Source organism: Kitasatospora sp. NPDC057542, assembly GCF_042801945.1.
GTDB lineage: Bacteria > Actinomycetota > Actinomycetes > Streptomycetales > Streptomycetaceae > Kitasatospora.
Genome location: NZ_JBHVFE010000202.1, coordinates 1 through 15114, shown reverse-complemented (window position 1 = coordinate 15114; position 15114 = coordinate 1). Strand labels below are relative to the sequence as shown.

Sequence of the window (15114 nt, the reverse complement as noted above, 5' to 3'; positions counted from 1 at the left end):
ACCGGACCCGGCCCCGCACGGAGGCCGGCCATACCAGGGGTCCCCGGTGGCCGGCCGGCCTGGTCAGCCGAGGGCGGGGATGTCGTGGGTGGCGCAGTGGATGCCGCCGCCGCCGGCCGCGATCGCGTCGATCCTGACCGGGACGATCTCCCGGCCCGGGAAGTACTGCTTCATGATCTGCTGCGCCCGCTCGTCGGCCCGGGCGTCGCCGAACTTCGGCAGGTAGACGCCCTTGGTGCCGATGTAGAAGTTCATGTACGAGGAGACGAAGGCGTCACCGCGCCCGGTGATCTTGTCCGGGTCCGGCTGCTGGAGCTCGACCACCTGCAGCTTCTTGCCGGTCGCGTCGGTGGCGTCCTTCAGGACGGAGCGGGCCTGGTCGGCCGAGCGGGACCAGACGTCCGGCGGGGTGCCGGGGAAGGCCTGGTCGAGCAGGACCACGCCGGGGGCGGCGAAGCGGGTCAGGCAGTCGACGTGGGCGTCGGTGATGTCCTTGCCCTTGACGCCCGCCAGCCAGATCACCTTGGTCACGCCGAGGAGCTTCTTCAGCTCCGCCTCGACCTGGTCCCGGCTCATGCCCGGGTTGCGGTTGTCGTTGACGACGGAGCTCTCGGTCACCATCAGGGTGCCCTGGCCGTCGGTCTCGAAGGAGCCGCCCTCGGCGACTAGCCGGGTCTCGATCCGCTCGACTCCGTACTTCGCCAGCACCGTCCGGGCGACCTTGGCGTCGTTGCCGCGCTGCTGCTTGCCGCCCCAGCCGTTGAAGTTGAAGTCGACGCCCTTGATCTTGCCGCCCTCCTCGACGAACACCGGCAGGGTGTCCCGGGCCCACAGGTCGTCGACGGCGATCGGCACCACCTCGACCGCCGAGCCGCAGGCCTTCTGCGCGGCGTCCTTCTGCTCGGGCCGGGCCATCAGCACGACCGGTTCGCGGGCGGCGATGGCCTGGGCCAGGCCGGCCACGTCCCGGCGGACGTCCGGGAGCTGGTCGCCCCAGACGTTCTCGGAGGCGGGCCAGGACATCACCGTGCGCAGGTGCTTGTCCCACTCGGCGCCGAAGCGGCGCGGGCCGGGGGTGCCGCCGGGCTGGGGCGGCACGGCGCCCTCCGGGTCCTCGATGCCGTTGGGGTCACAGGCGGTGAGGCCGAGGGTGAGGGCGCCGACACCGAGGCCGACACCGGCGAGGGAGCGCATCAGGGTACGGCGGGACGGGGTGTTGGTCATACGGGAACTCCGGCTGCTGGTCTGGGCGGTGGACGGTGTGTGCGGGGTGCGGGGTGCGGGGTGCGGGGTGCGGGGTGCGGGGCGCCGGCTACGGCAGCGGCTCGTGCATGGTCGAGCAGTGGATGCCGCCGCCCCCGGCCATCAGGCGGTCGACGTCGAGCTGCACGACCTCGCGGCCGGGGAAGGCCGCGGCGAGCGCCTCCCGGGCGGCGGCGTCCTTGTACGCGTCGCCGAACTGGGTGGTGATCACGCCGCCGTTGACGACGTGGAAGTTGAGGTAGGAGTCGACGAACTTCGAGCTGCGGGAGCGGACGGTGTCCGGGCCGTGTACCGGGATGACCTGGAGGCGGCGGCCCCGGGCGTCGGTGGCGACGGACAGGATCGCGAACTGCTCGCGGGCGTCCCGGGCCCAGGCGTCGTTGCGGTCCGCGGGCGGCAGCTGCACCATCACCACGCCGGGGCGGACGAACCGGGAGGTGACGTCCACGTGGTCGTCGGTGATGTCCTGGCCCTTGATCCCGGGCAGCCAGATCATCGTGTCCGCGCCGTAGGCCTCCAGGACGGCCTCCTCGATCTCGTCCCGGCTCATGCCGCGGTTGCGGTTCTTGTTGACCAGGCTGCTCTCGGTGGCCATCACCGTGCCGTCACCGTCGGTCTCGATCGCGCCGCCCTCGCCGACGAAGTCCGCGTAGGTATGGCGCAGGCCGCGGCGGGTGGCGAGGCGCTCGGCGACCAGGGCGTCGTCGTGGTGCACCTGCTTGTTGCCCCAGCCGTTGAAGTTGAGGACCACGGCGTCCAGGCCGCCGTACCCGTTCCGACGGAACACCGGTGCGATGTCGCGCATCCACAGGTCGTCGGTGGGGATGGCGGTGATCACCTCCACCCCGGAACCGCACCGGGACTGGGCCTTGCCGGCGGTCCAGTCGTCGGGGGCGCACATGACCACCGGCTCGAACTCGGCGATCGTGCGGGCGATCAGGGCGATGTCCTCCTGGACGCCGCCCAGGCGCAGGCCCCACACGCCCCGGCGGGAGGGCCAGGACATCCAGGTCCGCGCGTGCGGGACGTCGTCCGCCGGTACCCAGGAGTACGGCCCGGTGGAACGGTCGTCGGGGTAGTGGGTCATGAGGAGCTCCAGATCGTGCGACGGTGCCGGGAAGGGTGCCGAGGGCCGCCGATTCCCACTCTTCGCGCCGCGACGCGGCGGCGCACCACGGGGACGGGCCGGCGGCATCACCCTGCCTGCGGGTTCAGACTCGCACTGACTGAAAAATCAGTCAAACTTAGGGGTGTGCCGTAACGCATCCCTGACAGGCTCCCTGCGCAGAGTGACGCCCCCGGGCGGCCCGTACGGCTCAGGACCCGAGCCGGGCCACCTCGGCGTCGATCGCATCGGCCATGAGCGTGCGGGCGTGCGCCAGCGGCAGACTGCCGCTGAGCCAGCGGGTGCTCAGCCCCTCCAGCAGCGCGGTCAGCCGCTCCGCCGCGCCGGCCAGCGCGACCGCCGAGGACATCGGCTGCACGCCGCCGAGCAGTTCCGCGATCTCCTGCACCCAGATCCGGGTGGCCCGCGCCAGGTCCTCGCGCAGCGTCTCGTCGAACACGGCGCTCGCCCGCAGCTCGCCCCAGGCGGTGCTGTTCTCCCGCACCTCGGCGGTGTCCTGGAGCTCCAGCAGCAGGGTCTGCTCCAGTTCCTCTCGGGGCGTCGGCGGCGGGGCGTCCTCGGCGCGTTCGGTCGTGTACCGCTCCGCCCGGTCGTTGATGAACTCCAGCGTCTGCCGGAGGATCCCCGTGCGGTCCTTGAAGTGGTAGTAGATCAGCGCGGTGGACACACCCGCCTCGGCCGCGAGTTCCTCCACCCGGAGCCCGCGCACCCCGCGCCGCGCGATCACCCGCGCCGCTGCTTCCATGATCGACGTTTTACGACTGGCCACGGTCCACCACCTTACCGGGGGCGCGGGCGCCGATTCCGTCCACCTGCTGACCGGCCGATCAGCCGGAGGCGGCTGGGCGGGAAACGCGCCGGTCCGGCGGCGAAGCGGCGTGACCGACTGGTGTCCCCACTCGGTGTCAGGCCGGGCGGATTGTCAAGCCCGCACCGGATCCATCCGTTCAGCAGTAGCCTCGGCACTGGTAACGACTGCCCTGGAAGGGCGAATTGGAGGCGATGGTGGCCGAAGGGGAGCCCGCGGCCCGGGACGGCGGTGGGGCCGGCGAGGACGGCGGTCCGCTGCACGAGCGCGAGGCCGAGATCCGGTCGGCAGGGCAGGCGGTAGGGGCACTCACCCGGCCCGCCGGTACCGGGCTCGGGGAACTGCTGGTGTACACCGGCGCGGCCGGGCTGGGCAAGACCGCGGTGCTGACCGAGGTGCGGCGGGAGGCGAAGCGCGCGGGCTGCACGGTGCTGTTCGCCCGGGGCGGGGAGAGGCAGCGTCACGAGCCGTTCCACGTGGTGCGCCAGCTGGTGCAGCCGGTGCTGGCGGCCTTGCCCGACGAGGACCGGGCGCAGGTGTTCGGGCCTTGGGAGGACATCGTCGGTCCGGCGGTGGGAATGCTGCCACCCGGAGGGCAGCTCGACCCGCAGGGAGTGCGGGACGGGCTGGACTTCGTGCTCACCCGCCTCGTGCAGCGCCGCTCGCCGCTGGCGGTGATCGTCGACGACCTGCACTGGGCCGACGCGGAGTCGCTCGGCTGGCTGGCGGGCTTCGCGGTGCGGGCACGGGAGCTGCCGGCCCTGCTGGTGCTCGCCTGCCGTGACGAGTTCCCCGACGACGCCCTGGCGCTGCAGCGTGGCCTCGTCGGCAGGGCCGACCGGCGGCACGAACTGCGGCCGCTCCAGCCGGCCTCGGTCGCGCGGCTGGTCCGCGCCACCCTGGGCGCTCAGGCGGAGGACGCCTTCTGCCGCCACGTCTGGGCGGTCACCGCCGGCAACCCGTACGAGACCACCGCCCTGCTCCGCGAGGTGCTCGACCAGCAGCTCGACCCCGTCGAGGAGAGCGCCGGCCAGCTGCGCGAACTCGCCGCCAGCGCACGGGGGATGACGCTCCGGCACTGGCTGGACAAGATCGGCCCGACCTCGGTGCGGTTCGCATGGGCGGCGTCCATGCTGGGCACCGACATCCGCCCGGACCTCGCCGCCGTCATCTGTGCTCAGGGCCCGGAGACCGCCGCCGAGTCCGTCCGGGAGCTGCGCCGGCACGGGGTTCTGATCAGCACGCCGGGAGGTCGGCTGGAGTTCGTCCACCCGCTGATCGCCACCTCGGTCTACCAGTCGATGCCTCCCGCCACCCGCACCGGGATGCACGGGGTAGCCGCCGTCGAGACCGAGAACGCGGGCCTCGGCCTGCTGACGGCATCCCGGCACCTGCTGGAGACCCTGCCCGAGGGCGACCTCGAAATCGTGGGCAAGCTGCGCCGGGCGGCCCGCGAGCACCTGGCCATCGGTGCGCCCGAGGCGGCCCAGCGCTGCCTGCGCCGCGCCATCAGCGAACCGCCCGCCGACGAGGACAGGGCCGAGGTGCTCTACGAACTCGGCTGCTCGGCACTGCTCACCGGCCCGGCGACCACGGTCAACCAGCTGCGCCTGGCACTCGCGGACCCGTACGGGCTGAGCCCCGAGCTCCGGGTCGACGCGACCTTCCGGCTCGCACAGGCCCTCGCCCACAGCAACCGGCTCGGCGAGGCCGCCGCGGTGTGCGCCGAGGAAGCCGCTCGCACCCTTCCCGGCCCGGGCCGCCTGCGTCTGGAAGTCGCCCACTTCATGTTCGCCGCGTTCCAGTCCGAGGACGAGGACGGTCCGGGCCGCTCCCGGAGGCTCGCGGAGTTCGACCGGACGCTCGAAACGGTCGGCATGGCCTTCAGTGACATCGGGGCGAGCGGCTCGGGCTCCGCCGCCACCGGCGCGAACGGCGAGCCGCCCCCGGACCAGGCCATCTTCGAGCACAACGGCCTGGCCCACGCGGTGGCCGTGCTGCGCTGCTGGGACCTCACGCTGCGCGGCGTGGACCGCGAGGAGACGATCGCCCTGGCCGAGTCCGCGCTGCCGGGCGGCCGTCTGCCCCGCAGCCTCGGCTGGACCAACACCACCTGGGGCTTCGAGCTGCCCGGCATCCTCGGCATCAGCTACCTCTACGCCGACCGGGTCGACCGGGCGGAGGAACTGTTCACCGAGGCGGTCCGCGCGTACGAAGTCGCCGGGTGGAGCGGCGGCCACCTCGGCTTCGCCTACCTGCTGACCGGCATGCTCCGGTTCCGCTGCGGTGCCCTTGCGGAGGCGGAGGACTACCTGCGCCGGGCTCTGCGCATCGCCGAACGGATAGGCCCGGACGCCCCGCTGCACTGGGACGCGGTCGGGGCGCTGGCCGAGACCGTGGCCGCGCGCGGCCGGTTGTCCGAGGCCCTGGAGCTGGCGCGCAAGTACGCCTTCGGCCCGCCGTACCCGACGGTGATGGTGCTGCCCGACGCCCCCACCCTGTACGGCCGCCTCCTCCTGGCCCGCGGCGACGCGCCCGGCGCGGCCGCCGCACTGACCGCCGCCGGCGCGGCCCTGGACGCGCGAGGGTGGCGCAACACGGTGTGGGCGCCGTGGCTCGGGCACTTGGCGCGCGCCGTCGCCCCCGACCAGCCGGACCGGGCCCGTGACCTCGCCGAGGAGGCCGTCCGCCGGGCGCGGGAGTCCGGGACGGACTCGGCCATCGGCAGCGCTCTGCGCCTCTGCGCGTCGGTACACGACCGGTCACGGGCAGCCGAACTGCTCGCGCAGGCCGTCCGGCACCTGGAGCGGTCACCCGCCCGCTACGAGCACGCCATCGCCCTGGTCGACCTGGGCGAGGCGTTGGGTGCCGTTCCGGCCGCCCGTACCACCCTGGCCCGGGGGCTGGAGCTGGCCACCCACTGCGGCGCCGACGGCCTGGCCGCCCACGCAGAGGACCTCCTGCACGCGGGCGCGGCGGGCTGAGGCGGGTTCAGGACGCCGCCGTCGTGCCAGGCCGCCGCGTTCGCAGACCCGGGACCCGGGCACGACGCCGGGATCTCCGCCCTCCGCGCCCTTCGGGGCATCCGCCGCGCTGACCTCGACCGGAGTGGCCGGATCGGACCCGATGGCCGGGATTCCGGCCTGTGGCGCAGGTCACGTCGGGCGAAGAACCTGAGCGCCGCATCGCGCGTCTGGCTGGTGTGAGATCACGCAGGAGAGCACTGGACGACGTGGACGAGGAGCGCCTCCTCCGGCTGGTGGCCAGGGGTGACCGCGGGGCGTTCGACGAGCTGTACCGGCGTACGTCGCCATGGCTGGCGGTGCGGCTGCGCCGCCGCTGCGCGGACGAGCAGATCGTCGCCGAAGTCATGCAGGAGACCTATCTCGCGGTGTGGCGCGCGGCCGGCGCGTTCGCCGGGAGCGCGGTCGGCGGGACGGCCGTCGGGTGGCTGTGGACGATCGCGGCACGCCGCCTCGTCGATGCGTTCCGGCGCCGTGCCCACCACGCCGAACCGCCGGTCGCCGCCGCCGAGCGGGCGGTGGTGCCCGCGGCGGAGGAGGAGGCGCTCGCCGGGACCGTCGGCGGCGACATCGGCGACGCCCTGCGACGGCTGGCGCCGGAACTCCGAGAGGTACTGCAGGCCACGGTGCTCGACGGGCTCTCCGTCCGGGAGACCGCCGTCCTGCTCAGACTGCCCGAAGGCACGGTCAAGACCCGTGCCCGTCGGGCCCGGATCGCGATGCGGGAGGCGCTGGCATGAGCGGGGAACACGCGTCCAGGCAGTTGATCGACGACTACGCACGTGGCGACGCGACGATCGCGGCGGACACGGTCTGGGCACTGGAGGCCCATCTGGAGACGTGCGCGCCCTGCCGGAGCCACCTGGCGGCCTCCGTGGCCACCGGAGCGCCCGGCATCGCCGCGCTCGTCGACACCGTCCGGGCCGGTCTGGAACCGCAGTTGGACGCGGCGGCCACGGCGGCAGCGCGGCGGTACCGTCCGAGGTGGGTGTCGTCCTGGCTGACGCCGGCCATGACCCCGTGGCTGGCCATGACCGCCGTCGTCACCCTGGTGGCGCTGCTGCTGGACGCGGTCGCGCCGTCGGAGGTCTTCGGCGGCTCCTCGCCGGTGTCGCTGATCGCGCCGGTGCTGCCGCTGTGCGGTGTCGCCGCGTCGTGGTCCAGCGGCCTGGACCCGGCACACGAACTGACCGCCTCGACCGCCAGGGCCGGTCTTCCCCTGCTGCTCAGGCGCACCACCGCGGTCCTCGTGGTGGTCCTGCCCCCGCTGGTGCTGGGGGGATGGCTGACCGGGACCATGACGGCCGCGCAGTGGCTGCTGCCCTCCCTGGCCTTCACCTCCACCGCGCTGGCACTGGGCAGCGTGGTCGGGGTGACCCGCGCCGCCGTCGGGCTGGCGGTCGCGTGGGGCGCCGTCGTCCTGGCCCCCACGTCGGTCACCGGCCACGTCCCCTCCGTCCTGCAACTCGCCCTGCAACCGGACCGGTTGCCCCTGTGGGGGCTGCTCCTCGCGCTCGGCACCGGCGCCGTGATCGCCCGCAGGGACGCGTTCTCGACGCTGTGAAACCCATGTCCACCATCGAAAGGGACCACCGCATGACACCCATGACGAGCGCGGCCGACACCGCGCCGAAGACCTACGCCTGGGAGATCCGGGCCAGCGGCCTGAGGGTCCGCGTCGGACGGAACAAGATGGCCGTCGACGGGCTCGACCTCTCCCTGGGCATCGGCGCCCACGGCCTCCTGGGGCCCAACGGAGCGGGGAAGACCACCCTGATCCGGACCCTGGCCACGGTGCTGCGCCCCACCGAGGGCGAACTGGAGATGCTCGGCACCTCCTTGGGCCGGATGGGCGACCTCCGGGCCCTTCGCCGCCGCATCGGCTACCTGCCGCAGGACTTCGGCTACTACAAGCGCTTCACGGTGCGCGAGTTCGTCGAGTACATGGCCTGGTTGAAGGAGGTCCCGAAGGCGGACATCCCCGAGGCCGTCCAACGTGCCGTGGAACGGGTGGGCCTGGCGGACCGCGCCGACCACCGGATGAAGACCCTGTCCGGCGGCATGGTGCGACGGGCCGGCATCGCCCAGGCCATCGTCAACTCCCCGGCGGTGCTGCTGCTGGACGAGCCGACGGCCGGCCTCGACCCGGCACAGCGGCTGCGCTTCCGCGAGCTGCTGCACGACCTGGGCCGCGACACCTGCGTGGTCGTCTCCACCCACCTGGTCGAGGACGTCGCAGCCGCCTGCTCCGACGTGGTGCTCTTCGCCGACGGCCGCCTCGTCTTCCAGGGCACGCCGGACGAGCTGGCCGCCGCGGGCAGCACCGAGCACCCCGGCGACAGTCCCCTGGAACGCGGCTACTCGGCGCTGCTCCGCACCTCCGGACAGCAGGGGAGCGCCTGGTGAACGGACGTGTGCTGCGAACCGAACTGAAGCGCTCGGCCGCCCCGTGGGCCGGAGCCGTCGTCCTGGGCGGCAGCCTGGCGGTCTTCCTCCTGTACGACGGAATCTGGTCGAGGGGCACCGCGGGGTGGACGGCCCAGTGGACGACCATGGCCATGTGGACCCGTTCCCTGCTGGCCTTCTGGCTGCCGCTCGTGGTCGGCATCGGGGCGGTGTACGGGCTGCGTGAACCCCGCTCGCGGATGACCGAACTGCTGACGACCACGCCGCTGCCGGCCTGGCGCCGTGCGGCGCTGCCGGCGGGTGCGATCGCGCTCGCGCTGGCGGTGGGCTTCGGCCTCCTCGTCGTCGTGGGCGGAGCGCAGGTGGCGTTCGGCCCGACCACCTACACGGGCCTCGGCTGGCTGCCGATCTCGCTGGTGGCGGCACTGGGCCTCGTCGCGGCCGCCGTGTTCGCCATGGGCGTCGTCCGGACGCTGCCCTCCGTCCTCACCCCGCCGGCCCTGGTGGTGGCCTGCCTCGTGGTGACGGGCCTGCTGCGGGTGCGGATCGAAGGGGAGGTGCCGGAGAGCAGGACGTCGAACCGGCTCGGCCTGCTGTCCCCGGTGACCGCGGACCCGCGGCAGATGCTGCTGACCCTGTCCGACTCCGTTCACCTCGGCCAGACGGTCTGGCTGCTCGGCCTGCTCGCCACCGGCCTCGCGCTGCTGGCGGCCGCCACCCGCCGGGCCCGGCTGCTCGCGGTGGCTCCCGCCCTGGCCGGCGCGGCCGTGGCCCTGCTGGTCCTGCCGGCCGCCGCCCGCGACAGCTACGTCGTCGACAAGGCCGCCGCGGCCCTGGTGTGCGACGGGCCCGTGTGCGTGACGCAGGCGAGCCGGTCGCACCTGGCCGAACTCGCGCCGCGCGGCCGGGAGGCGCTGCGCGTGCTGCACGACGTCCTGGGCGACAAGGCACCGACCTCGGTGCGGGAGGACACCGCGCTGCGCGCGCTCGGCGATCCCCGCTCACTCCCCGGTGACGCGGTGCTGGTCGACTTCGACGAGCAGCTGTTCGTCGACGCGTCCGGCGAGGACCTGACCCGCGCGCTGGTCGCCCAGGGACTGGCACCGAGCTGCCACGCCCGCACCTCCCGGGAGGGCGGGGGACAGGACGACGTCGCCCTCCAGAGCATCGCCGTGAGCTGGGCCCTCGGTGACCCCACCCTCCGGCCGATGGAGGAGCGGGCCACCGACGAGTACTCGCGCAGGACCTGGGCGGATGCCGACGCCGCCTGGCGGGAGCTGAAGGGGCTGGCGCCCGCTGAGCAGCGCTCGCGGATCGCCGAGCTGCGCACCGCCGCCCTCTCCTGCACGGCGAGGCTGCGCGAGGTGCCGGCGGGAGGCGCGTCGCGATGAGGTGGCTGATGCTGTACGCGCGTTCACGGCAGGTGCCCACGTCGGCCGCCGCGGTCGTGCTCGTCGCGTTGGCGGTGTGGGCCTTCACCCGGGGCGACGGTACGGGTGCGACGGATGCGATGGATCCGACCGCGTTCTTCGTGCTCGCCGCGAGTGTGGCGGCCGGCTCCGTCGGGTTCGGCGGGCAGGACCTCGCACTGGACCGGACGGCCGCGATCCGGTGGGTGCCCCGCCGGGCGGCGCACACGGTGCTGATCGGCGCGGTCGCCGGTGCGGCGCTGCTGGCGGTCCAGGCGGTGGGCCCGACGTTCGTCCCCACCGAGGTCGTCGTCCGGGACAGTGCGGGTCTGGTCGGCCTGGCCGCGCTCGGGGCGGTGCTCTGCGGGGCGCACCTCGCCTGGACGCTACCGACCGGCTGGCTCGCGTTCTCCGTCCTCGCCCCGCCGTTGCCGCCCAACACCGTGGGGAAGGCGGTCGGTTGGATGACATTTCCCCCCGGCACGGAGGCGTCCACCTGGGCCGCGGTGGCGTTGCTGGTGACCGGCAGCGCGCTGTACGCCGTGGCCGGTCCGAGGCGCTGACGGGCACGTCTGTCGGCCGCCGAGTCCGTCCGGCCCCCGCCTCCTGACCGTGCCGTCCGGAGCCCCTCCATCGGACAGCCGCGTCCGGACACGACGAGGGCCGGTTCGACTGACCGGGGCCGCCGCCGGGGGTGGCTTCGGCTCAGGGCCACCCCGCGGTTTCCGGGCGCGGGTGGGCGGATGGCCTGGCCCTCGGCGGCGTGGCGGAGGTGCTGCGGATCGCGTGGACGATCCGGGCGGCCCAGTCCGCGGGCCGCTCTCGACCGAGGAGTTCGGCGAGCCGCGCCATGCGGGCCCGGCGTTCGGCGGGGGCGAGGTCGAGGGCGCGGGCCAGGACGGTGGCGAGGTCCTCGGGCGAGTGCGGATCGGTGAGCAGGGCGGCCCCGCCGAGTTCGGCCGCGGCGCCGGCGTGGCGGGAGAGGACCAGGACTCCCGGCTCCGCGTCACGGTGCAGCAGGGCGGCCCGGGCGGCGATGAACTCCTTGGCGGTCAGGTTCATCCCGTCCTGGAGCGAAGTCACCCAGAGCACGTCCGCCGACAGGTATTCGTCGACGACCTCGACGGTGGACAGACTGCGGGGGCGATAGTCGATCGGCTGCCAAGTACCCTGCTGCCAGCGCGAGTTGACCTCGGAGACGCGCTGTTCAAGTCGATGGCGGGTGGTGTCGTAGGCGGTGATGCCGGGCTCGGGCGGCGGGCAGACCAGCCGGAAGGTGAGCCGGTCGCACAGCCCGGGCCGACGGGAGAGCAGGTGGTCGACGGCCTCCACCTTCTGGATCGGGGCCTTGGCGTAGTCGAGGCGTTCGACCGAGAGCACCACTCGGCCGACGGCCGGATCGCGGTGGGGCACACGGAGGCGGGCGAGCCTCTCGACGGCGAGCTTCTCGACGGCGGGCCGGTCGACCCCGAGCGGGTGGACGCCGGTGCGCGGCGGATCGGGCAGGCCGGCCAGGGTGCGGCGGAAGTGTCCGGCGAAGTCCTTGGTGTGGAAGCCCGCCCAGTCGAGGCGCGCCAGTGAGCTGCGAAGTTCGGCGGCGACCGGGAGGGTGGCGAAGACGTCCGGGGCCGGGAAGGGGGTGTGGTGGAAGATCCCGGTCCTGAGGTCGGGCCGGATGCGGTGCAGCACGCCGGGGACCAGCCAGAGGTTGTAGTCGTGGAGCCAGACGGTGGCGCCGGGCGCGGCCTGTGCGCTGATGTGGCGGGCGAAGCGGGCGTTGACCGTCCGGTAGTCGGCCCAGGCCCGTTCGTCGAAGACCGACCGGCCCGGTTCGGACATCAGGACCGGCCACAGCGTCTCCTTGCAGGCGCGGTGGAAGTAGCCGGTCCAGGTGTCCTCGTCGAGCGGTACGGGGGAGAGCGGCAGCCCGGTGGGGTGCGGGCGGTCGCCGCACAGGTCGCCGCCGACCAGAGCCGTGACCCAGACGCCCGGCAGGCCGTCGGTGAAGGCGCTGGTCAGGGTGGGCAGGATGCCGTTGGGGCTGCTGGGCGGCTGCCAGCTCTCGCCGTTCCAGTGCAGCGGTGGGCGATGGTAGGCCACCACGAGGGAGTGCCGACCCGTGGCGCGTTCGGGGCCGGAGCACGTGGGCTCGGGCCCGGGGGCGAGCCAGCCGAGTTCCTGGAGCACCGCGTGGATGCCGGCCGCCCCGGCCCGGCCGGGGCGATGCAGGAGCGGGTTGTCGGCGTGAGTGGTGAGGGCGGTGAGCAGGGCCGGTTCGGCTCCGGCGACGACCACCGCGTGCGTGCCGGCCCGGAACAGCGAGAGGTCGTTGAGGGAGTCGCCGGCGACGAGGATCTCGTCGGGCTTCCAGCCCAGCGTCCCGGCCAGGGCCCGAAGGGCGTTGCCCTTGGACGCTCCTGGCGGCAGGACGTCGAAGAATCGGTCCGCTGAGTACACCCAGGTGCAGCCGAGGGCCTCGACGGCTGCGGTGAGTTCGTCGGTGAGCCGCTCGGGGGCGAGGTGGTAGGAGCAGCGGCCGTCCTGGACGACGCCGTGCTGATAGCCGAGCTGGGGGAAGCGGCGCAGCGCGGCGCGAACCCGGGCCGGGCCCGGCCAGCCGGTCCGCAGGTGTTCCTGCACCGGGTCGACCGGGGTGAAGTCCGTACCGTCGGCGACGGTGGCACCGACGTCGGCGATGATCCACCGGGGCCGCGGCACGAGCGGATCGCGAAGGACCTCACGGACGGAGGCCAGCCCGCGCCCGGTGGCGAAGACCAGGGTCACCTCGGGGTGGTGGGCCAGGGCGTCGCGCAATCGGCGCCGGTCGTCCCGGGTGCCGCCGAGTAAGGTGCCGTCCAGATCGGTGACCAGAATCCTCGACATCCGAGGGACGCTAACACGATCACGCCCCGTGGGGTTCGACGTGGCGGGCCTGCTCAAGCGCCCCCGGCCTCGCCGCGTACTCCTCCGACGTCCGTGGGGTGTTGTCGCCGCTCGGCTGACGGCCGACCGGTCCGGTGTCCTCATCGCTTTCCCCCGGATGTCGTTTATGGCCCGTTTACCGCAGGTCAAGGCGCAGTTGGTGGGATCGTCCTGTCAGTGCACCAACAAGAAGGAGTGCCTCCCTTGACCGCTCACCTCAGGCACGGCGCCCGCGCGCGAACGTTCTCGGCGCTGGCGGCGGCGCTGTGCGGGATCGTCGGTGCCACCGCGCTCGGCACCACCCCGGCGGCGGCCGCCGACCAGCGTCACCCGATCTACGCCATCGCGCACCGGGTCGACACCCTGGACGGCGTGGACGCCGCGATCAACCACGGCGCCAACGCCATCGAGATCGACGTCTGTGCCTGGTGGAACCCGAACGAGTGGCGCGCCTACCACGACTGTTCCTCGGCCGGCGAGAACCGGCTCGGCCCGAGCTTCGACAGCATGCTCGACCGCATCATCTCCAACGCCAACGCGGGCCGCCGGCTGTCGCTGGTCTGGCTGGACATCAAGGACCCCAACTACTGCGGCGAGGAGCCCAACCGCACCTGCAGCGTTGCCGGGTTGCGCGACAAGGCCCAGCGGCTGACGGCCGCCGGCATCCAGGTGCTCTACGGCTTCTACGAGTACCACGGCGGCAGCACCCCGGACGTCGGCGGCCGCGGCTGGAAGAGCCTGGAGGGCAAGCTCGGCCCGCTGGAGGGCATCACCACGACCGGAACCCGCGACCAGGTGCAGAGTGCCTTTGCCAAGTCCGGCACCGGATTCCCGACCGGCCGCCGGGCGATGGACTACGGCGACAGCGACATCACGAAGGGCTTCGGCAACTGCACGGAGGCCACCTACAACACCTGCGCGGAACTGAAGAAGGGAGCCGCCGACCGGGCCGCCGGCCGGCTCGCGGCCACCCTGTCCTGGACGACCACCTACAACGACCCCTGGTACGTCGACAAGCTGCTGGGCGACGCGCAGGTGGACGGCATCATCGCCGGCTACGGCGCCTTCACCGGCGTGCGGGAGTACGACAACAGTTGGCAGTGCGCCAACGCCGTCAACCTGGTCCGGGACTGGGTGAACCGCCACAGCGGGACCCATCGCATGGCCACCAGTGGTGACCGCCTGTTCAAGTAGGCGACCGCCTGCTCACCCGGAGGCCCGGCCCCTGGGAACGCCCCGGGGCCGTCGACCGACGAGCGCAGGGCGTGATCCTGAAGTCGTGGACCTGTAGGCGCAGTTCGGCGCCGGCGGCCGGTGCCCTCTGCGAATGTGCCCGGCCGGCCGGCCGGCGTCCGCGGCCCGGTCCACGGGGACCACTGGGGGGACGCCGTCGGCGACGGCGCCCGCCCGTGAGGTGGTGAACTGGGCGGGCTACCGGGTGCCGCCCTCCAGCAGGACGATCAGATCGGCGAACGCCGCCCGTAGCGCTTCCGGGTTCTCGATCCGGCGTCCACCGCGGCCGGTAGACGCCGTCGAAGTGGGCGTCAGCCCAGGCCACGGCAGCGTGGCAATACCGGGAGACGCGGCGCAACCTGACGCCCGACCTCGTCCAGCGATCCCGGTCTCCCCGACCCATGCCGCCCCGGCCTTCTTCACTCATCTTCAGGACTCGTCATCGGACGCACGAACAATCCCACAGGGGCGGCGTTCCTTCTACGGTGCCGGCGCCCTTCGTGCAGGGCGTTTGTCTCGGGCGCCGAGGAGGAGTACTGTCTCCCAGTCGCTCGACTGGGAGCACCGGACACGCGTCGGCGTGGACGGTCCCGGGGTGGCCAATCCTTTGAACCAACACTTCCCGGCTCGGGCTGGGGCGGATCTGTCATGGGCAGGTGCGACCCGGTCTGAATGTGGCGTGTTCATTTAATCGGATTGCGGCCGGATTCGCTTTTCGGAGCGGAGGTCGGCTAGGGTTTGAAACGTCGGACAGGGCGCCAGGTTCTGGGCGACACCAGCAAGTCGGAAGCGGAAAGCCCCGGTAAACGGAGCGGAAAGCGTCTGATAGGCTGGAAACACGAAAGAACGAAGCCCGGAGGGCCCGCTGGAAGGCGGTCCGAAGGAAGCGTCCGTTCCTTGAGAACTCAACAGCGTGCCAAAAGT

The 15114-nt window shown here is 73.1% G+C and carries 11 protein-coding genes; 7 read left to right on the top strand and 4 right to left on the bottom strand.

The window, feature by feature from the left end; translation table 11 throughout:
* Positions 1-63: 63 nt before the first annotated feature.
* The 3 genes from ACFU7Y_RS24055 to ACFU7Y_RS24045 all read right to left on the bottom strand — a co-directional run bounded on the left by ACFU7Y_RS24055 (position 64) and on the right by ACFU7Y_RS24045 (position 3158).
* Positions 64-1224 (bottom strand): agmatine/peptidylarginine deiminase, encoded by a 1161-nt coding sequence (locus ACFU7Y_RS24055; RefSeq protein WP_380769609.1) that lies wholly within the window; start codon positions 1222-1224, stop codon positions 64-66.
* A gap of 88 nt (positions 1225-1312) precedes the next feature.
* The gene (locus tag ACFU7Y_RS24050) at positions 1313-2350 is read right to left on the bottom strand and encodes an agmatine/peptidylarginine deiminase (protein ID WP_380769608.1); all 1038 of its coding nucleotides are present in this window, start codon (positions 2348-2350) and stop codon (positions 1313-1315) included.
* Positions 2351-2579: 229 nt separating this feature from the next.
* Positions 2580-3158 carry a TetR/AcrR family transcriptional regulator gene (locus tag ACFU7Y_RS24045; RefSeq protein WP_224283619.1) on the bottom strand — a complete coding sequence of 193 codons (579 nt, stop codon included), beginning with the start codon at positions 3156-3158 and terminating at the stop codon, positions 2580-2582.
* Positions 3159-3391: 233 nt separating this feature from the next.
* Here ACFU7Y_RS24045 and ACFU7Y_RS24040 point away from each other — a divergent pair, with 233 nt between their 5' ends.
* The 6 genes from ACFU7Y_RS24040 to ACFU7Y_RS24015 all read left to right on the top strand — a co-directional run bounded on the left by ACFU7Y_RS24040 (position 3392) and on the right by ACFU7Y_RS24015 (position 10598).
* On the top strand, positions 3392-6181 hold the full coding sequence (locus tag ACFU7Y_RS24040) for an ATP-binding protein (protein ID WP_380769610.1): 2790 nt from the start codon (positions 3392-3394) through the stop codon (positions 6179-6181).
* A gap of 248 nt (positions 6182-6429) precedes the next feature.
* Positions 6430-6960 (top strand): RNA polymerase sigma factor, encoded by a 531-nt coding sequence (locus ACFU7Y_RS24035; protein WP_374120146.1) that lies wholly within the window; start codon positions 6430-6432, stop codon positions 6958-6960.
* Positions 6957-7784: a zf-HC2 domain-containing protein gene (locus ACFU7Y_RS24030; protein WP_380769607.1), complete on the top strand. Its 828-nt coding sequence runs from the start codon at positions 6957-6959 to the stop codon at positions 7782-7784. The genes ACFU7Y_RS24035 and ACFU7Y_RS24030 overlap by 4 nt, the downstream gene beginning before the upstream one ends.
* 32 nt (positions 7785-7816) lie before the next feature.
* The gene (locus ACFU7Y_RS24025; protein WP_380769606.1) at positions 7817-8626 is read left to right on the top strand and encodes an ABC transporter ATP-binding protein; all 810 of its coding nucleotides are present in this window, start codon (positions 7817-7819) and stop codon (positions 8624-8626) included.
* Positions 8623-10017 (top strand): hypothetical protein, encoded by a 1395-nt coding sequence (locus tag ACFU7Y_RS24020; protein ID WP_380769605.1) that lies wholly within the window; start codon positions 8623-8625, stop codon positions 10015-10017. The genes ACFU7Y_RS24025 and ACFU7Y_RS24020 overlap by 4 nt, the downstream gene beginning before the upstream one ends.
* Positions 10014-10598, top strand: a complete 585-nt coding sequence (locus ACFU7Y_RS24015) for a hypothetical protein (protein ID WP_224284015.1) — start codon at positions 10014-10016, stop codon at positions 10596-10598. Before ACFU7Y_RS24020 ends, ACFU7Y_RS24015 begins: the two co-directional genes overlap by 4 nt.
* Before the next feature lie 142 nt (positions 10599-10740).
* Here the strand turns inward: ACFU7Y_RS24015 and ACFU7Y_RS24010 are convergent, their stop codons facing one another.
* Positions 10741-12918, bottom strand: a complete 2178-nt coding sequence (locus ACFU7Y_RS24010; protein ID WP_380769603.1) for an HAD-IIB family hydrolase — start codon at positions 12916-12918, stop codon at positions 10741-10743.
* A 243-nt stretch (positions 12919-13161) separates the two neighbouring features.
* On the opposite strand from ACFU7Y_RS24010, the gene ACFU7Y_RS24005 reads away from it, so the two are divergent.
* Positions 13162-14151 carry a phospholipase gene (locus ACFU7Y_RS24005; protein ID WP_224284013.1) on the top strand — a complete coding sequence of 330 codons (990 nt, stop codon included), beginning with the start codon at positions 13162-13164 and terminating at the stop codon, positions 14149-14151.
* The last annotated feature ends 963 nt before the right edge of the window (positions 14152-15114 follow it).